Here is a 19731-nt window from a genome sequence, read left to right on the forward strand (position 1 = left end):
TCGGTCAGTTGTCGGGGGTGGCGATGAGCCAGAGGTCGGCGGGCACGGTGCGGGACGCCGCGCGGCGCTCGGCGGCGAAGCCCAGGGCCATGCGGGCGAGTTCGGCGTCCCGTCGTTCGCGCAGGCCGGCGACCGTGCGCAGGGGGATGCCGGTGAACAGGCACTTCAGGACGGCCTGGCGCCAGCGGTACTGGTCAAGGTGGGTACGGGCGTAGGGGCCGAGGGCGGCCGCGATGAGGCGGGTGTCGTTGGTGCGGAGGGCGTCGTCGGTCAGGGGCAGGCCCGCGGCACCGATCGGGAGGAACGGGAGGGCACGGAGCACTCCGCGGCGCTCGGCCGCGTCGCCGCCCCAGTAGCGGGCCGCGGCCTCTTCGGCCAACTCATCGCTGTCGAGAGGGAGTTTGGTGAGGAAGAGGGCGCGGATGCCGTCCTCCACGTGCCAGTCGGCCCAGCCCGGGAGGGGGCCTCGGCCGTAGTGGCGGCCGGCCGCGGGGAAGCGGGGGTTCAGGGCTGTGGGGCCCTGTTCCTCGACCGCCGCGGTGTCCTCGGCGAGGCGTTGGCGCTGCGGCTCCGTCAGGACGGAGAGGAGGGACTCCTTCAGGGTGCGGGTGGTCAGGGCGTTGTGGATGGGCGCGGGGGCTTGGGCGAGGGTGGGGGCGGTCATGCGGCTACCTCCTTCGGGGGGTTGGGTGCGGGTGCGGGTTTGTGGGTGGGCATCCGGCCTTCGGCCGGATGCGTGTTCCCACCCGCACCACCCGTGCGGGTTTCGTGGTCGGGTGCGGGTGGCCCTTGTGGGGCGAAAGCGCCGTCGGCAGGTGCGGGAATCGTTGCGGCCGTCCGGTGCAGGAACTCGATGCTCTGGCGGGCCGTCGTCGTCGCGGCGTGGCTGTGGCGGGGCAGTTCCACAGAGACCAGGCCCGTGTAGTGGGCGGCGCGCAGGGCCTGGAGGATCGGCGGGAAGTCCATCTCCCCTTCGCCGAAGGGCAGGTGCTCGTGCACCCCGCGGCGCATGTCCTCGATCTGCACGTGGGCCAGCCGGTCCGCGGCCAGCGCCACGCAGCGCGCCTCGGGCCACGGCTCCAGACAGCGGCAGTGCCCGATGTCCAGGGTGAGCCGGAACCGTTCGTGGCCGCCGAGGGCGCGCAGCAGGCGGCGGTAGCCGGTGAGGTCCTCGACGAGCATGCCGGGCTCCGGCTCGAAGGCCAGGTCGATCCCGGCCCGCTCGGCCTCGGCCAGGGCCTGCGCACAGCCCTCCTCCAGCCGCTGCCAGGCCTGCTCCCGGGTGGTGCCGGGGTCGGGCGTGCCGCTCCAGAAGTGCACGGCCTCCGCCTCCAGTTCGGCCCCGATGCGGATGGCCCGGCGCAGCAGCTCCAGGCGCGCGGCGCGTCCTTCCGGTTCGGCGCTGACCAGGGTGGGGCGGTGCTTGCGCAGCGGGTCGAGCAGGTAGCGCGCGCCCGTTTCCACCACGACGGCGAGTCCGGCGCGGCGCAGGTCCCGGCCGACGCGGCGGACCCGGGGTGCGAGGCCCAGGGCGTAGGGGTCGACGTGCTGGTGGTCGAGGGTCAGGGCCACACCGTCGTAGCCGAGCCCGGCCAGGACGGAGAGGGCGTCGGAGAGCCGGTGGTCGGCGAAGCCGTTGGTGCCGTAACCGAAGCGGAGGCCTCCGGCGGTCATGTCGGGGACACCTTCCTGGCGAGTCGGGCCGCCTGCGGGAGGCCGGCGGCGAGGACCACGGCGAGCCGGGGAGCCCCGGCCCGCGCGACCAGCGCCGCCTGCAAGGGCAGCAGCGCGTGGATCCCGGCGCCGACCGCGGCCCTGACGCGTGCGGGGTCCTGCGGGGTGCGCAGAGCTGCCCACTGGAAGCGGGCGCAGGTCGTGGCGTAGGCGGCGCAGGCGAGGAGGGGTACGGAGGTCTTGGGCGCCAACAGGGCGCGCAGGGAGGGGAGTCGGGCGAGGAGGGTGGTTCGGGTGACGGCATCCGCCACCGGCAGGGAGCCCTGCCGCAGCGTCGCCAGGCCTGCCGGGGCCAGGCCTGCCGGGCCGTCCGGCAGCACCCGATACGCCGCCAGGCGCCCGAGGACAGCCCTGGCCGCACTGCGTGAGCCAAACACCGACCCGACCGCACCACGCAAGCCGAGCACCGCCCCAGCCGCACCACGTGAGCCACGCACCGCTCCAGCCGCACCACGCAAGCCGAGCACCGCCCCGGCCCCACCACGAGAGCCGAGGACCACCCCAGCCGCACCACGAGAGCCACGCACCGCCCCGGCAGCACCGCGTACGCCCAGCACCGCCCCAGCCACACCACGTGACCCGAACAAAGCCCCAGCCGCACCGCTCGCGCCCAGCACCGTCGCCGCCGTCACCGCCAGTGACACCAGTGGCTCGTGGCCCGCCTCGCCGTTCACCTCGTGGCGGCTGAGACGTGTCACCGCCCAGGTGTGCAGGCCGACCGTGGCCGCGGCGCGCAGGGCCGGGGCGGCAGGGGCGGGGCCCGTGCCGTGCAGTACGTCGAGGAAGCGTGCCGCCGCCATGGCCAGGGGGCCGAGCGGGGTGCGCTTCAGGCCGAGGTCGTACGCCCAGACACTGGCCGCGAGGGGCAGGGTGCGGCGCAGCAGGACCCGCCGTCCGCCGGCCAGCGCGCCCAGGCCGAGGCCCGCCGCGGTGAGTCCCGCGGCGATGCCGAGTGCGGTCCCGGCGCCGATCCTGCCGGACGGCACGGGCCGCTCCGGGCGCTCCGTCGCGTCCTCCTCCCGGTCCGCCCAGTCGTTGAGTGCCATGCCGGCCCAGTACAGGCTGACGGAGGACGCGGCCAGCAGCAGCGTCCGCCCGCCGGCGGGACGTCCCACGGCCAGCGCACCGGCGAACACGTCACCGGGCACGGTCAGCGCGGCGGGCGCCCGCACCAACTCGGCGACGTCGCGGGCATGTTGCCGCAGGGCGACGGAGCGGGGGCGGTATCCGGTGTCGTACGGCCGGCTCCGGCGAGGAGCGGCCGCCCCGGCAGGGGCATCGACGCCCGCCTGATCGGGGGCAGCGGCAGACGCACCGGCGCCGGAGACACCGGAGGCACCGGAGACGCCGGACTCCCCCGCCGTCTCCCCCCGGGCCGTACGAAACGCGCTCCCCGCCGCCCGCGCCGCCTCCCTGGCCGCACGGGCCAGGTCGGTGAGCGGGCCGCGGGGCCGGGGTGCCCGGGGTGAGGAGGCCGCCCGGGCCGTGGGCCGGGGCGGTGCGGCGGCGGAGCCGGCCGGGCGCGCCGGGCGGACCGCCGTCACCGTGCTCGCCACGGCCCGGCCCAGGGCGGCCACGGTCACCGCGGTGACCGCAGCCCGCCCCAGGCCGGACACCCGGGTCCTGCTCACCGTGCCCCCTCGGGCAAGCGTGTGCGCTCGGCGGAACCGGCCCAGGTGACGAGGTCGCCGTACTGGAGGGTCAGGTTGTGCTCCGTCGAGGCCACCGGGTCCTTGAAGAAGAAGCCGAGCGCGGGCAGGGCGCCGCTCTCGCCGCGGCGGTGGGCCAGGGCCGCGAGGCGGACGAGGTCCAGGACCAGGGGCGCGGCGAGGGCCGAGTCGCAGCCCTGCCAGGTGAACTGCAGCGACATGCGGACGCCGAGGAAGCCCTCGAAGGAGATGTGGTCCCAGGCGGTCTTCCACTCGCCCATCTCGGGCACGTTGTCGATGTGCACCTGGCCCTCGACCGCGTGCCCCACGGTCTCCTCCAGGGCTCGCTGCTTGGAGTCGGTCTTGCTGCGCGCCGCCGCCGGGTCGGCGAGAGTCGCCCCGTCGCCGCCGCCGAGCAGGTTGGTGCCGGACCAGGAGCGCACCCGCAGCGCGCGCTGCGCGAACATCGGGGCGAGGGCGCTCTTGACCAGCGTCTCGCCGGTCTTGCCGTCCCGCCCCGCGTGCGGCACCCCGCGCAGCCGGGCCAGCTCCTCCAGGGCGGGCAGCGCGGCTCCGGCGGACGGGGTGAAGTTGACGTAGGAGCAGCCGGCGTGGAAGGCGGCGTACGCGTACAGGGAGCTGGGCGGCAGCAGGGTGGTGCTGGTGGCCAGCGCCTTGTCGAGGTCGGCCAGGTCGAGGAAGGCGGGGTCGGGGTCGGGCAGCGGCTCGGTGGAGGAGACGTTCACGACCACCACCTGCGCGAGGCCGTGGCGGGTGCGGAAGTCCGCGATGTCCGCGGCGAGCCGGCGGGCGGTCGTGTACTGGGGTTCGCCCGCGCGCGGGGAGCCGTCCCGGATCTCCCGGTCGGCGGCTTCCAGGGCGGGTCGTACGGCGGCGGCGACGCGGGCGGGCAGTACGCCCGCGTCGGCCAGGAGGCCGGCCCTCGCCGACAGCGGCACGTCGACGATGTCGTGGCCGCCGAACACGAGGTCGGCGAGGGCCGGCAGGGATGCGCCACGGAAGACGGGGGACTCGGTGACGCATCCGGTCGCGGAGGCCAGATCAGCGGCGATCGCGGCTGTGCCGGCGACCACGGTGGTCGCGACCGAGCCACGGGCGCCGACCAGCCAGACGCCGACGCGGGGGGAGGTTCCGGGGGAGCGGTCAGTGTCCTGCATGGTGAGCTTGCCTCCTGCTGGTGGTGCCGTACGGAACGAGGGCTACTTGCCGAGGTCGGCCGGGAACGGGGAGATGTCGAAGGCCGCGTCCAGCTCGTCGCGGTCACGGCGCAGCCACTTGGCGGTGATGTGGCGCACGGTGTGCTTCGGCAGGTGCGGGTTGTCGGTGTGGTCGGTGATCGGCTGGGCCAGCGACTGCAGCTCCCAGGCGGCGCCCGCGAGCCGGTTGACGTGGGTCCACCAGCGGGGCTCGATGCCGAGCAGCACGAAGCCGGCCAGGAAGGGGTGCCAGCGGTGGTAGGCGTGCGTGGGCTCCGGCGGCGTGTAGTTCATCATGTGGACCTTCTGGCCGACCGGGCGGCGCGGGTCGAACAGCGTGCCCTGGCCGAACTCCTGGAAGGCGAAGACGAGTCCGCGCGGGTCACGGCCGTAGAACTGGTCGTAGACCGCGAGCTGGTTGCGCGACAGGACCTCGAAGGCGTCCTTGTTGGGCTGGATCAGCTCCAGGAAGCTGCGCGGGTAGCGGCCGCTCTTGCGGGTGGCGAGCCAGGCGTCGTACGTCTTGGTGAAGCCGCCGAACGGGGTGGTGATGGCGGTGACGGCGTCCTTCATCTCCTGCGAGGGGGTGTAGTAGGACATTTCGTCGTACTGGTACCAGAACTCGTTGGCCCAGCGGTCGCCGACCATGCCCGGCACGTCCGGCAGGGACGGGTGGCAGCGCTTGGGAGCGGCCGAGGCCGGCGCCGCGCCGATCAGCGTCGCGGCGGCGGCCGCGCCCGCCACGCCGAGGGCGGCCCGCAGCGCGCCCCTCCGGTCCAGGGTGTTGAGCGACATGGGTTCTCCTTACGAGGGGCGAAGCGTTGTGTCGGCGAGGGCCGAAGGTTTCCTTGGTACGACTTTCCAGGTCCGCCCTATCGGCGGCCTATACCGGGAATCCGCAGGTCAGGAAGGGCTTTCGGATTCGGGGTAGGGGGCCTTGCGCAGGCCCGGGGAGAGCAGGGCGCAGACGGCCGTGAGGGCCATGACCGCACTGAGCGCCAGCACCGAGCGGACGGGTCCGGTGGCCTCCAGCAGGAAGCCGGCGGCGACCGGTCCTGCCGCCATGGCGCCCGAACCGACCAGGTTGGCGAGGGAGTTGGCGCGGCCGCGCATCCGGTCGGGGGCGGCCCGCACCAGCAGGACGCCGCCCGCCACGTTGAAGACACCGCCGACGTAGCCGCTGGCCGCGAACAGCGCGCCGAGCAGCACGGGCGTGTGCAGGGCGGCGGCGACCGGGGCCATGAGCGCGGTCCAGGCGAGCAGTCCGCCGAGGACGAGGGTGCGCAGCCGCAGCCGGTGCTGCCACCAGCCGCCGGTGAGGGCGCCGACCAGTCCCCCGGCACCGCTCAGCGAGAGCACCAGGCCCACCTCGAACTGGGTGCCGTGGTGGTCCTGGATGCCGGTCATCACGGCCAGGTTGAGGCCCTGGAACAGGACGTTGGTGACGGCGACCGCGGTCATCACGGCCCGCAGGAAGGGCTGCCGCCACATCCACACCAGGCCCTCGCGGATCTCGGTGCCGATCCTTGCCGGCGGCGCGGTCCGCTGCTGCTGGAGCCGCCCACGGATGCCGAACAGGCAGAGCACCGAGGCGAGTTGGGCGACGGCGGCGGCCGCGTACGGCAGGGACGCGCCGAGCCCGACCAGTCCGCTGCCCAGCGGTTGCCCGGCGATCGCGGCCCCGCGGGTGCGGGCCTCGTTGCCGGTCAGCGCGGCCGGCAGCTGTTCCGCGGGGACCACGCTCGGTACGGCGGCCCGCTCGGCGAGCTGGTGCAGCACCCCGAGCGTCCCCTCGGCGAACGCGGCGACGAGCAGCGCCCACAGCCAGGTACGGCCGCTGAGCAGCAGCGCCATGACCAGCCCCGCGACGAGGGCCTGCCCGAGCCCGGCGGCCACCATGACCCGCCGCCGGTCCCAGCGGTCCACGAGCGCGCCGCCCGGCAGCTGCATCACCAGCTGCGGCAGCAGCAGGGCGGTGCCGACGAGTCCGGCGTCGCCCGGCGACCCGGTCGCCCACAGCACGGTCAGCGGATAGGCCACGGCGGTGGCCCGCCCGGCCAGCAGCGAGAGCCCGGCGCCGCCCCAGAGAAGACGGAAGTCGCGGTTCTGCCGCAGGGGTTGGGGGGCGGGTTCGGCGGAGACCTCGTCGGTGACCGTCATGACACTCTCCGCCACACTCTCCGTCACGCTCTCCGCTCTCCCCTCCTCGGCCATCAGCCACGGCACCTCCGCCGGATCGACGGCTGTCCGTCGTGTCGTACCGCTCATCGGACGGCCAGCGGGACCGGTGCCGGGGCGTGGACGTGTTCCAGGACCGCCATGGCGCTGTGCATCTTGTTGGTGGCCTGGGCGAAGGCGATGCTCATCGGGCCGTCCAGGACCTCGGCGGTGACCTCCTCGCCGCGGTGTGCGGGCAGGTCGTGCATGAAGACGGCGCGCGGGCTGGTCCGCCACAGGTCCTGGGTGATCTGGAACGGGGCGAAGATCTCCCGCCAGTTCGCGTCCGGCTTGCTGGTGCCGGTGGTCTGCCAGCGGGTGGTGTAGACGACGTCGTACGCCCCCTGGAGTGCCGCCATGTCGTGCCGCTCGGTGATCCGCGCGCCGGTGCGGGCCGCGTTCGCCCGCGCCCGCTCCAGGATCGAGGGGGTGAGGCCGTAGCCGCGCGGGGTGCGCAGTTCGAAGTCGACGGCCGGGTAGCGGGTGAGGGCGAGGGCGAGGGCGGCCGCGGTGTTGTTGCCCTCGCCGACGTACAGGACGCGCAGGCCCTCGATGCGGCCGAAGTGCCGCAGCAGCGTGGTCAGGTCGGTGAGTGCCTGGGTGGGGTGCTCCTCGGCGCTCATGGCGTTGACCACGGCCATCCGCTGCTGGCTCGCCCAGCCGCGCAGCTCGGCCTCCGGTCCCGCGGTGCGGGCGACCAGCACGTCGAGCATGCCGGAGAGCACGCGGCCGGTGTCCTCGGTGCTCTCACCGGTGTTGAGCTGCAGGTCGCCGGGGCCGTAGGCGATGAGGGAGGCGCCGAGCCGCAGCGCGCCCGAGGAGAACGCGGTCCGGGTGCGGGTGGAGGTCTTGGCGAAGTAGACGCCGGCCACCAGCCCGGCCAGCGGCCGGACCGGGCCCGCGAGCCCGGCGGAGAACTCCGCGCCGCGCTCCACGACGTGGTGCAGTTCCGGGTCGGTGAGGTCGTCGATGGAGACGAGATGGCGCACGCGGCGCCCGTCCGTACGGACGTCCATGAGGATCAGCTCTCCCTGTTCGAGTCGTTGGCGCGCTCGTCCAGCGCGGCGGCCAACCGGGCGATGGTGTGGTGGCGCAGTGCCGTGGGCAGATCCAGCGCGAGTCCCGCCCGCCGCGCCGCCACCAGCAGCGGCGGCACGAGCAGCGAGTCCCCGCCCAGGTCGCGGAAGTCGTCCTGGACGCCGACCTGTTCGAGGCCGAGCACCTCGGCCCACACAGCGGCGAGCCGGTGCTCCGTCGGGGTGCGCGGCGGGGCGTAGGGGTGGACGGCGGCCGCGGTGGCCGCGCGTTCGGCCAGGGCGCCGCGGTCGCGCTTGCCGTGCGTGGTGAGCGGGAGGGTGTCGACGACCGTGACGGTGGCCGGGACCAGCGCCGCGGGCAGGACCGTGCGCAGCCGGTCGCGGAGCGCGGCCACCTCCACCGTGTGCCCGTCCGCCGGCACCACCCAGGCGGCGAGGCGCCGGCCGCCGTCGGCCGCCGGTACCGCGCTGACCAGTGCGTCCCGGACGGCGGGGTCGGCGGTCAGGGCTGCCTCGGCCTCGCCGGGCTCGACCCGGTGGCCGCGGATCTTGACCTGCTGGTCGGCGCGCCCGGCGAACTCCAGGCTGCCGTCGGCGAGCCGGCGGGCCAGGTCGCCGGTGCGGTACAGGCGGGTGCCGGGCAGCCCATAGGGGTCGGGCACGAAGGCGAGGGCGGTGAGGTCGGGGCGGCCGGTGTAGCCGCGGGCGAGCCCGTCGCCGCCGAGCCAGACCTCGCCGGTGACGCCGTCGGGCACGGGCCTGAGGCCGGCGTCGAGGACGCGGACCAGGACGCCGGGCAGCGCCGAGCCGAGCGGTACGAGCGTGCGCCCGGACCGGGGTCGTACCCGGGCGAAGGTCGCCGCGACGGTGGCCTCGGTGGGCCCGTACTCGGCGGCCAGCTCCATGCCGTGTCCTTCGTCCGGCCCGCCGGCGGTCCGGATCCGCGCGGCCACCCGGTCGGCCTGGGCCGTCGGGTAGGCGTCGCCCGCGCACACCGCGAGCGCGGCCAGCCCGGCCAGCTCGCGGTCGCCCAACTGGTGTTCCAGCAGGGCCAGATGGCCCGGGGTCAGGCCGACGAAGGAGTACGGCGCCCGGCTCAGCAGCAGCGGCCCGAAGTCGGCCGTCTCGTACAGCTGCGGCAGCACGTGCACCGGCTGCCCGGTCATCAGCGGCGCGTACAGCGCGGGCATCCCGAGGTCGAAGCCGACCGGGGTGAACCAGGGTGCTCCCCCGTTCCCGGCGGCCACGTACTCGCGCACGGCCCAGTCGAGGTAGTGGGCGAGCGCCCGGTGGGACACCTCGACACCCTTGGGGGTGCCGGTGGAGCCGGAGGTGTGCAGGACGTAGGCCAGCCGGTCCGGGTCGTGCCGCAGGCCGAGCGGCGAGCCGTCGCCGTCGTGCGCCGCCTCCTCGGCGAGCACCAGGTCACAGGCGGGCAGCCGGTCGGCGTACGACGCCTGCGTGACGGCGAGTTCGATGCGGGCCGTGGCGATGCGCGCGTCGGGGGTGCACGGGTCGACCGGCACCTGGACGGCGCCCGCCTTCCACACCCCGAGCAGCGCGGCGACCAGGTCGGGGCCGCGGTCCAGGAGCACCGCGACGCGGGTCTCCGCGCGGGCGCCGAGGTCGCGCAGCCGGCGGGCGACGCGGTTGGCACGGGCGTCGAGGTCGCCGTAGGAGACCGTGAACCCGGTGCCGTGCAGGGCGGTCGCCCAGGGGGTGCGGGCGGCCTGCGCCTCGAAGACGGCCAGGGTGTCCACCGGGGTGTCGGGGTGGGGCAGCGCGGGCGCCTTGAGGCGGGCGCGTTCGTGGGCGTCCGGGAAGGCACCGGTGCTGTCGCCGTCGGCACCCGCACGGGCCATCTCGGTGAGCACGGCCTGGTACAGCCTGAGCAGCCGGTCGGCGGCGGCGCGGGAGAGGGTGCGGGTGCGGGAGGCGAGGGAGAGGTGGCCGCGCACGGGGGTGCCGACGACGACGGGGAACTCGTTGGGGCTGTCGTCGCGGCTGGCCATGATGTCGATCAGCTCGGTGTCGACCTGGCGGAAGTCCAGGTAGTGGAAGAGAACGTCGATCAGGTGCCGTTCGCCGCCCGGCAGCCGCATCGCGGGCATCGGGTACCGCCGGTGCGGCCACAGCGCCACCTCGTGCGCGAACACCTGCCGGGCCAGTTCGCCCCAGGTGCGGGCGCCCCGCTCGTACGGGAAGGGCACCGAGTTGAGGTACATGCCGGAGACCGTCTCGGCACCGGCCTGTTCGGGCCGGGCGTCGGCGACCATGCCGCCGCGGAACGCCCGGGCGGGCGTGAGCAGCGACAGCACCTTGCTGTGCGCGGCGTGCAGCACGCTCTTGTACGGCACCTCGGCCGCGGTCGCCAGCGCCCGCAGTCCCGGCTCCAGTTCGTCGAGCGAGAGGTCGAGACGGTAGCGCTCGTCGGGGCCCTCGGGATCGCCGGCCCAGCCCGCGGGTACGGTGAACTTCTCGTACCCCTCGACGATCCCGCGCCAGTACTCCTGGTCGGCGGGGTCGGACAGGGAGTGCAGCTCGGCGGCGATGAAGTCGGCGTAGCGGACGGCGGGCCTCGGCGGTGCCGGGGCGATTTCGCGGCCCTGGCGCAGGTCGTTGTAGGCGCGCAGGAGTTCCATCAGCTGGGAGTGGTAGCTCCAGCCCTCGATGACGGGGTGGCACTCGGTGATGGACAGCCACCAGCTCTCGTCGTCCAGCACGTGCACCGCCATCCGCATCAGCGGCGCCCGGGTCAGGTCGAACAGCTCGGCCCGGTCGCGGTCGGCGAACTCCCAGAGCGCGGTCTGCCGTTGCTGCTCGGGCAGGTGCCGCAGGTCCTCGTGGACGACGGGCATGGTCGCGGCGGCGTGCACCAGCTGGAGGGGCTCGGAGTAGCCGGACAGGGCGAAGGAGGTGCGCATCACCTCGTGCCGCTCGGTGATCAGGTCGGTGGCGCGGCGGAAGGCGTCCGGGTCGAAGGGCAGGTCGTCGCGGATCCGGAAGGAGGTGATGTTGTGGTAGCGGTTCTCGCCGCTGCCGCCGTGCATCTCGATCAGCATCCCGGCCTGGATGCGGGAGATCGGGTAGGCGTCGGTGACGTCGGCGGGCAGCGCGGCCCGGTCGGTGGCGTCGATCATGGCGAACGGCTCGACGGGCACGAAGCCGCCGGGTCCGGCGGAGCCGCCGCGGGGCACCGCGGCGCGCAGCCGGGCCACGGTGCGGTGCTCGAAGACGTCCCGCACGCTGGTCTCCCAGCCGGCCGCCCGGAGCGCCCCGACCAGGGCGACGGCGCGCAGCGAGTCCCCGCCGAGGTCGAAGAAGTTGTCGTGCACCCCGACCGTGTCGAGGCCGAGCACCTCGGCCCAGACGGCGGCCATCGCCCGCTCGTCGGCGTCGCGGGCCTCGACGTGCTCGCCGACGGCGGTCGCGGCCCGGCCCGGGGCGGGCAGGGCGCGCCGGTCGAGCTTGCCGTTGCCGGTCAGCGGCAGCGCGTCCAGCCGCAGGTAGGCGGTGGGCACCATGTACGGCGGCAGGGTCTCGCCGAGCCGGTCGCGCAGCGCGGCCGGGGCGAGGGCCTCCTCGTCGGCGTCCTCGGCGGGCACCAGGTAGGCGACGAGCTGCTGGTCGCCCGGGGTGTCCTCGCGGACCAGGGCGACGGCCTCGGCGACGGCTGGGTGGGCGGTGAGGGCGGTCTCGATCTCGCCGAGTTCGATGCGGTAGCCGCGCAGCTTGACCTGGTGGTCGACGCGGGCGACGAAGTCGAGGTTGCCGTCGGGCAGCACCCGGGCCACGTCGCCGGTGCGGTAGAGGCGGGCGCCGGGCGGGCCGTAGGGGTCGGGCAGGAAGCGCTCGGCGGTGAGGCCGGGGCGGCCCGCGTAGCCGCGGGCGAGTCCGATGCCGCCGATCCACACCTCGCCGGGCACGCCGACGGGCAGCGGGCGCAGCCGGTCGTCGAGGACGTACATGGTGGTGTGCGGGATGGCGCGCCCGATGGAGACCAGTTCGGTGGCCACGGGTCCGTCGCTGTGCGGGGCGAGGAAGTACGCCGAGTTGCCGACGGTGATCTCGGTGGGCCCGTACTCGGCGCCGAGCCGGGTGCCGTGCGGTCCGGCCGCCTGCGTCCACCGCTCGGCGAGCCGTGCGGTGAAGGAGTCGCCGGCCGCGATGACGAGACCGGCCAGCTGCTCGATCTGCTCATCTCCCAACTGCTGGGTGAGCAGGTGCAGATGGCCCGGGGTGAGCTTGATGAAGGCGTACGGGCCGCCCGCCGCCAGCTCGGCCCCGAGGTCGGCGGTGTCGAGGTCCTGCGGCAGCAGGTGCACGGACTGCCCGGTCATCAGCGGCGCGTACAGGTCGGGCACGCCGAGGTCGAAGGCGACCGAGGAGAACAGCGGCGCTCCACCGGTGCCGGCGCTCGCGTAGGCCTGCACGGTCCAGCCCAGGTAGTTGGCGAGCCCGCGGTGGGTGATCTGCACGCCCTTGGGCTTGCCGGTGGAGCCGGAGGTGTAGATGACGTAGGCGAGCCGGTCGAGGTCGCAGGAGGCCGGGAGTTCGGCGTCGGCGGCCTCGATCGCGGCCCGCTCGGCGGGGTCGTCGACGACGATCCGGCGCACGCCCTGGAAGCGTTCGGCGTGCCGGGACTCGGTGACCACGAGCGTGGTGGCGGTCTGGTCGAGCATGTAGGCGATGCGGTGGTCCGGGTACGCCGGGTCGATCGGCACATAGGCCGCTCCGGCCCGCCAGATGCCGAGGAGCACGGCGACCAGGTCGGGGCCGCGGTCGAGCAGGACGCCGACGGTGGCCTCGGGGCCGGCGCCGAGCGCGGCCAGGCGGCGGGCGAACCGGTCGGCGCGGGCGTCGAGTTCGGCGTAGCCGACGGCGGTGTCCGCGTACCGGATCGCCACGGCGTCCGGGGTGGCCGCCATCTGGTCGCCGATGGTCTCGATCACGGGGCGCAGGCCGGTGAGGTCGAGGGGCCGGTCGGTGCCGACGGGCTCGGCCGGGCCGTCGAGGAGCAGGGCGCGCTCGGCGGCGGAGAGGAAGTCCAGGTCGGCCACCGGGGTGTCGGGCGCCTCGGCGATCGCGGCGAGCAGCGCGCCGTAGTGGGCGGTGATGCGCTCGGCGGTGGCCGTGTCGAAGAGGGCGGTGGCGTACTCGAGGCTGCCGTGCAGCGAGCCGTCGGCGCGCTCGGCCAGGTGCAGGGTGAGGTCGAAGCGGGCGATCCGGCCGGAGGCCGGCACCGGGGCCGTGACCACGCCGGGCAGTTCGGGGCCGTCGGCGCCCTCCCCGCCGACCAGGTCGAACATCACCTGGAAGACGGGGGTGGTGGACAGGTCCCGGTCGGGCTCCAGCGCGTCGGCGATCCGGTCGAACGGGGTGTCCTGGTGGTCGAAGGCGTCCAGGACGGCACCGCGGCCGGCAGCGAGGAAGTCCCGGAACGGCACCTCGGGACGCCAACTCGCCCGCAGCGCAAGCGTGTTGTACGCATATCCGGCCATCCGCCGCAGCTCGGGCCGGGTGCGGGCGCTGGCCGCGCTGCCGACGCACACATCGGTCTTCCCCGCGTACCGGCCGAGCAGCAGCTGCCAGGCGCCGAGCAGGGCCATGAAGGGGGTCGCGCCGGTCTCCCGGGCCAGGGCCCGCACCCGGTCGGCGACGGCGGCGTCGACGTCGAAGCCGACGGCGGCGCCGCCCCCGTCCCGTACGGCGGGCCGGGGCCGGTCGGTGGGCAGCCCGAGCGGCCCGGTACCGGCCAGCCGCTCCCGCCACCAGTCCAGACCCCGCTCGGCGGCGGCCCCGGAGTGCCGTCCGGCCAGCCAGGCCGCGTAGTCGGCGTACTGCACGGGCGGCGCGGGCAGCTCGGCACCGGGGTCACGCCCCGCCACGGCGGCCGCGTACAGGGCCGACAGGTCCTCCAGCAGCAGCGGACGGGTCATCGCGTCACAGGCGATGTGGTGGACGACCGCGACCAGCACGTGGTCGTCTTCGGCGAGCCTCAGCAGCCGTACCCGCAGGGGGTGTTCGGTGGCGAGATCGATGGGCCGCGCGGCCTCGGCTTCTGTGAAGGCGACGGCTGCGGCATCCCGATCGGCGAACCTGCCGTCGACGAGCCCCTCGACCTCCGACCCGGCACCGGTGCTCCCGGAGGGGCCGGACGACCGTGCGGCCTCCGCCTCCGCACGAGCAACGGCCCCCGCATCACGGCCCGCAGACCTGCCCTCGGCGAAACCCGGGGCACCCGGACCCGCACCGGTGCCCCCGGAGGGGCCGGACGACCGTGCGGCCTCCGCCTCCGCACGAGCAACGGCCCCCGCATCACGGCCCGCAGACCTGCCCTCGGCGAAACCCAGGGCATCCGGACCCGCACCAGTGCTCCCGGCGAGGTCGGCGGCGTCGGTAGCCCCGGCGTCCCGCCCCGCCCCCTCCTCATCGGTGACGGGCGCGGCGTCTCGGTCCCCCGCCTCCACCAGGGCGAAGTCGGCCTCCCCCGCCGGGTCGATCACCTGGCAGGGCTCCGTGCCGTCGAGGGTGTAGCGGGTGCGGAGAATCTCGTGGCGGGCGGCGAGGGCGTCGACCGCGCGGCGCAGGGCGTCGGTGTCGAGGGTGCCGCGCAGCCGGTACGCCATGGGCAGCAGGTACTCGGGGCTGGCCGGGTCGAGCTGGTGCAGGAACCACAGCTGGCGCTGGCCCGCGGACAGGGCGAGCGGGCGGGTGCGGTCGGCGGGCGGGATCGCGGCCTGCTGCGGCCGGGTGGTGCCCTTGCGGGCGGCGAGCCGGCGGCGCAGCAGTTCGGCCCGCAGCTCTTCCTGGGTGGGCGCGGTGGGTGCGGTCACGGCTGGAACTCCCGGTGGGCGTGGGCCAGTTCGGTCTCGGTGAGCGATTCGATCTCGGCGCGTACGGCCTCTTCGACGGCGGTGGCGAGGCCTTGCACGGTGGGCCGTTCGAACACGGCCCGCAGGGGCAGCTCCACGTCGAACTCCTCCTGGATGCGGGCGATGACCCGGGCCGCCTTCACGGAGTTGCCGCCGATCCGGAAGAAGCCCTGGCGGGCGCCGACCCGGCGGGTGGAGCCGGGCCCGTACAGCTCCTCGGCCCAGATCTCGGCGAGCGCCTCCTCCACCGGACCCTCGGGCGGGCTGTACGGCTCGTCGGCGAGGGCCCGGGCCAGGTCCGGCACGGGCAGCGCGGCGGTGTCGACCTTGTTGTGGCGGGTGAGCGGCAGCCGTTCCATGCGGACCAGCAGCGAGGGCAGCATGTAGTCGGGCAGCCGCAGCGCGCAGTGGTCGAGCAGCTCGCTCTCGGCGGGCCCCTCGGTGCCGGGCGCGGGCGTGAAGTAGCCGACCAGCGCGGCCTCGGAGCCACCCGTGTGGACGGTGACGAAGGCCTGGGCGACGGCCGGGTGCTCGGCGAGCACCGCCTGCACCTCGCCGGTCTCCACCCGCCGGCCACGGATCTTGACCTGGCCGTCGGCGCGGCCGGCGAACTCCAGCGTGCCGTCGGGCCGCATCCGCGCCCGGTCGCCGGTGCGGTAGAGGCGCGCGCCGGGGGCGCCGTAGGGGTCGGGCACGAACGCGGCCGCGGTCAGTGCGGGCCGGGCGTGGTAGCCGAGGGCAAGTCCGGTGCCGCCGACGCACAGCTCGCCGGTGACGCCGTACGGCACGGGCCGCAGGTCCGCGTCGAGGACGTGGGCGGTGACGTGCGGGTAGGGGTGGCCGACGGGGACCGCGGTGGCGGTGTCGTCGGCGTCCCAGCGGGTCGCGGCGATGGTGGTCTCGGTGAGCCCGTACTCATTGATGAACCGCATCAGCCGGCGGGACAGCTCGCGGGCGAGCACGGGCGGGCAGGGCTCGCCGCCGGTCTGGCCCACGACCGGGCGGTGACCGAGGCCCGCGTCGATCAGCATCTGCCAGTGCGGCGGGGCCACCTGGAGGTGGCTGACCTCGTGCCGGTCCATGAGCCGCAGCTGGGCCGCGTGGTCCTGCTGCTCCCGCTCCCGCGCCAGGACGACCCGGCCGCCGGCGACCAGCGGCATGAACAGCTCGGTGCAGGAGATGTCGAAGGTCACCTGGGCGAGCGCCAGCCAGGCGTCGTCCGGCCCCTGCCCGAAGTCGAGGTGGGCCTGGGAGGCGCGCAGCATGGTGAGCAGCGAGCGGTGGGCGACGGCAACACCCTTGGGGCGGCCGGTGGAGCCCGAGGTGTACATGATGTAGGCGAGGCGGTCGGGGTCGTCGTACGGCTCCGGTACGGCCGTGACTTCGCCGGTCAGTCCCGCGTCCACGGTGCATACAGCCGCCTCGTGGCGCCCCGCCAGCCGCTCCGCGCCCGCGGCGTCGGTGACGAGCACCTGTGCGCCGGAGTCGGCGAGGACGTGGAGGGTGCGCTCGTCGGGGGCGGCCGGGTCCAGCGGGACGTAGGCGGCGCCCGCCTTCCAGGTGCCGAGGAACGCGGCCACCAGGTCCGGGCTGCGGCCCAGCATGACGGCGACGACCGTGTCGGGTCCGGCGCCAAGACCCCGCAGCCGGTGGGCGAACCCATCCGCGCGGCGCTCCAGTCGCGCGTACGTCCAGCTCTCGTCGCCGCACACCAGCGCGGTGTCCTGCGGCGCCCGGCGGGCCGAGGCGGCGATCGCCGCGTGCACGGTGGTGCCGGCGACGGTGTCCGCGCCCGGTTCCGGTCTGCCCCGGCCGCTCGCGAGCAGTTCGGCGCGCAGCGGCGCCGGCAGGATGTCGGCCTCGCGCAGGCGGCGCGCCGGGTCGTCCGTGACCGACTCCAGCAGCCGGACCCAGCAGTCGGTGAAGCGCTCGATCGTGGCCGCGTCGAACAGCGAGGTGGCGTACTCGGCGAGGCCGAGCAGCGAGCCGTCGGCCTGGCGCTGGAGCACCAGGGTGAGGTCGGTGCGGGCGGTGCTCCAGGCGCCGCGGAACGCGTCGGCGTCGGCGGCGCCGACCGCGGTGCCGGTGCGGCCCTCCTCGTGCAGGTCGAACATCACCTGGTAGAGCGGGGTGCGGGCCGGGTCGCGGGTGTCGTCGAGTTCCTCCACGAGCCGGTCGAAGGGCAGCTCCGAGTGGGCGAAGGCCTCCCGGGCGGTGTCGCGCACCCGCACGAGCGCGTCCCGGAACGGTGTGTCGGCGCCCGCGTCGCAGCGCAGCACCAGCGTGTTGAGGAAGTAACCGGCCACGTCGGCGACCTCCGGTCCGGTCCGGCCGGCGACGGGCACCCCGACCGGGACGTCCCAGCTGCCGGTGTACCGGGCGACCAGCGCGGCGAAGGCGGTGAGCAGCGTCTGCTGCAGGGTGGCCCCGCAGCTGCGGCCGAGGGCGGCGGCCCGCTCGGCGAGCGGGGCGGGCACGGTGAACACGTGGGCTCTGCCTGCCGCGTCCCGGGTGGCCGGGCGGGGCCGGTCGGTGGGCAGCTCGACCGGCAGGATGCCGTCCAACCGGCCCTTCCAGTACCCCAGTTCGGTGGTGACGAAGTCCTCGGTGAGGCGGCGACGGCGGTGCACGGCGTGGTCGGCGTACTGCACGGGCAGTTCGGGCAGCCGGGCGTCGGTGCCGGTGTGGGCGGCCTCGGCGAGCGCTCTGAGGTCGCGTTCCAGGACGACGGAGGACCAGCCGTCGCAGGCGATGTGGTGGATGCTCAGGACGACGGCGAGGGTGCCACGCCCGCGCACCGCGAGAGCCCGGCGCACCGGCCCGCGGGCGAGGTCGAAGGGGAGCGTGAACTCCTCGGCGACCAGGGCGTTCAGCTCTTCGGGGGTGTCGGCGCGGGCGGTGCGCAGCTCCCACTCGGCGGGCAGGTCGGCGATCTGCACCGGCTCGGCGCCACGCAGGGTGTACCGGGTGCGCAGGATCTCGTGCCGCTCGGCGAGGGCGGTCAGCGCCCGGCTCAGGGTGATGTCGTCGTAGACGGCGGGCAGGGTGAGGAAGACGGGCGCGTTCCACTCGGCGCTGCCCGGGCGGAGCCGGTCCAGCAGCCACATGCCCTGCTGCCCCGGGGAGAGCGGCAGGCCCTGCGGGTCGCGCGGCACGGGCCCCACGGGCTCGTCGGCGGCCGGCGCCGCGCCCTCCGAACGGGCGGTGAGCAGGTTGGCCTGCTGCTCCACGGTGGTCGCGGTGAGCAGGGCCGTCGCCGGGATGGTGCGGCCTGCGGCCTGGGAGAGTCCGGCGGCGAGCTTGTTGAGCATCAGCGAGGAGCCGCCGAGCTGGAAGAAGTCGTGCAGCGCGCCGATCTCGTCGGCCCGGGTGCCGATCAGCCGTGCCCACTCCTCGGCCACCGCCCGCTCGGCGGGGTTGCGCACCGGCACGTGCGCGGTGTCGGCGGCCGTGTCGGCGGGGTCGGGCAGCGCGGACCGGTCGATCTTGCCGTTGGGGGTGAGCGGGAACTCGGTGACCGGGACGTAGGCGGTCGGCACCAGCGGGTCGGGCAGCGAGCCGCGCAGGAAGGCGCGCAGCTCCTGCGGGCGCAGTGCCTCGCCGCGGGACTGCACCCAGGCGACGAGCCGGTAGCCGCCGGTGCCGTCCGGTACGGCGGCGGCGACGGCGGCCCGCACCCAGGGGTGGGCGGCGAGCGCGGCCTCGACCTCGCCGGGCTCGATGCGCACGCCGTTGACCTTGACCTGGTGGTCGAGGCGCCCGAGGTACTCCAGCGTGCCGTCGGCCCGCCAGCGCACCCGGTCGCCGGTGCGGTAGAGGCGCTCGCCGGGGCGGTGCGGGTCGGGCACGAAGCGCTCGGCGCTCTGGCCGGGGCGGCCGAGGTAGCCGAGGGCGAGCCCGACACCGCCGGCGTGCAGCTCGCCGGGGACGCCGACCGGGACGGGGCGGCCCGCCGGGTCGAGCACGACCACCCGCATGTTGCCGATGGGCCGCCCGATCGGCACCGCGCCGGTGTCCTGGGCCGGGTCCCAGCGGTGCTCGGTGATGTCGACGGACGCCTCGGTGGGTCCGTAGGTGTTCCAGATCTCGGCGCCGGGGGCCCGCTCGGCGATCGCCCGGCACAGTTCGGCGTGCAGCGGCTCGCCCGCGCTGAACAGCAGGCGCAGGCTGCCGGCCCGCTCCCAGCCCGGCTCCTCGACGAGCCGCCGGTACAGGGACGGCACCCCCTGAAGGATCGTTACGCCCCTGTCGGCCACCGTCCGCAGCAGCGCCGCCGGGTCGCGCTCGGCACCCTCGGGGGCGAGCACGACCGCACCACCGGAAACCAGCGGGGCATACAGCTCCAGACCGGCCGCGTCGAAACCGACCGTGGTCTTCAGCAGCATCCGGTCGCCGGCACCCAGCTTGTGCCGGTGGGCCAGCCACCGCACCCGGTTGGCGATACCGCCGTGCGGCACCAGGACGCCCTTGGGCCGGCCGGTGGAGCCTGAGGTGTGCAGCACATAGGCGGGCCGGTCGCCGTCAGCGGCGAACTCCACCCTCTCGTATGCCCCTTCACGCTCCACGGACTCCACGGCGATCCGGTGCCGGGCGGAGGCGGGCAGCCGGTCCTCGGTGGCGCGCTCGGTGAGCACGACCGGGTGGGCGGTGTCCTCCAGCACGGCCTCCAGCCGGGCCGCCGGGTGCTGCGGGTCCAGCGGCACGTACGCGCCGCCCGCCTGCCACACCCCGAGCAGCGCGGCAACCAGCTCCGGGCCACGCCGCAGGCACGCACCGACGAAGTCGCCGGGCCGCACCCCGGCCGCCCGCAGCCGGGCAGCGACGCGCCCCGCCAGCTCGGCCAGTTCGGCGTAACGGACGGCGCTTCCATCGGCGCGCAGAACGGCGGGCGCATCCGGCGTGCGCGCGGCCTGGGCCGCGAACAGTGCGGGGAGCAGCAGACGGCCGGGGACGCGTCCCGACTTCGCAGGCTCGTTCACGATCTCTCCTCCATCGGGATCTT

The 19731-nt window shown here is 75.3% G+C and carries 9 protein-coding genes; all 9 read right to left on the bottom strand.

Translation table 11 applies throughout. The features are described from left to right. Window positions 1-4: 4 nt before the first annotated feature. Window positions 5-664, bottom strand: coding sequence for an EboA domain-containing protein (locus ACFY3C_RS13715; RefSeq protein ID WP_390770851.1), 660 nt, complete (start codon window positions 662-664; stop codon window positions 5-7). Further along, window positions 661-1674: a sugar phosphate isomerase/epimerase family protein gene (locus tag ACFY3C_RS13720; RefSeq protein WP_390770852.1), complete on the bottom strand. Its 1014-nt coding sequence runs from the start codon at window positions 1672-1674 to the stop codon at window positions 661-663. Before ACFY3C_RS13720 ends, ACFY3C_RS13715 begins: the two co-directional genes overlap by 4 nt. Beyond that, window positions 1671-3365, bottom strand: a complete 1695-nt coding sequence (locus ACFY3C_RS13725; RefSeq protein ID WP_390770853.1) for a UbiA family prenyltransferase — start codon at window positions 3363-3365, stop codon at window positions 1671-1673. The genes ACFY3C_RS13720 and ACFY3C_RS13725 overlap by 4 nt, the downstream gene beginning before the upstream one ends. Then, window positions 3362-4561, bottom strand: coding sequence for an inositol-3-phosphate synthase (locus ACFY3C_RS13730; protein ID WP_390770854.1), 1200 nt, complete (start codon window positions 4559-4561; stop codon window positions 3362-3364). Before ACFY3C_RS13730 ends, ACFY3C_RS13725 begins: the two co-directional genes overlap by 4 nt. Window positions 4562-4603: 42 nt before the next feature. Further along, window positions 4604-5395: a Tat pathway signal sequence domain protein gene (locus ACFY3C_RS13735; RefSeq protein ID WP_390770855.1), complete on the bottom strand. Its 792-nt coding sequence runs from the start codon at window positions 5393-5395 to the stop codon at window positions 4604-4606. Window positions 5396-5503: 108 nt separating this feature from the next. Beyond that, window positions 5504-6787, bottom strand: a complete 1284-nt coding sequence (locus ACFY3C_RS13740) for an MFS transporter (protein ID WP_390770856.1) — start codon at window positions 6785-6787, stop codon at window positions 5504-5506. Between the two features lie 77 nt (window positions 6788-6864). Continuing rightward, window positions 6865-7833, bottom strand: coding sequence for an ornithine carbamoyltransferase (locus ACFY3C_RS13745; RefSeq protein WP_390770857.1), 969 nt, complete (start codon window positions 7831-7833; stop codon window positions 6865-6867). A 5-nt stretch (window positions 7834-7838) separates the two neighbouring features. Further along, complete coding sequence (locus ACFY3C_RS13750; RefSeq protein WP_390770858.1) at window positions 7839-14690, bottom strand: amino acid adenylation domain-containing protein; 6852 nt, start codon at window positions 14688-14690, stop codon at window positions 7839-7841. Beyond that, window positions 14687-19708, bottom strand: coding sequence for an amino acid adenylation domain-containing protein (locus ACFY3C_RS13755; RefSeq protein ID WP_390770859.1), 5022 nt, complete (start codon window positions 19706-19708; stop codon window positions 14687-14689). The genes ACFY3C_RS13750 and ACFY3C_RS13755 overlap by 4 nt, the downstream gene beginning before the upstream one ends. Window positions 19709-19731: the final 23 nt, after the last annotated feature.

The sequence above is a fragment of the Streptomyces sp. NPDC001410 genome, assembly GCF_042895235.1.
Classification (GTDB): Bacteria; Actinomycetota; Actinomycetes; order Streptomycetales; family Streptomycetaceae; genus Streptomyces.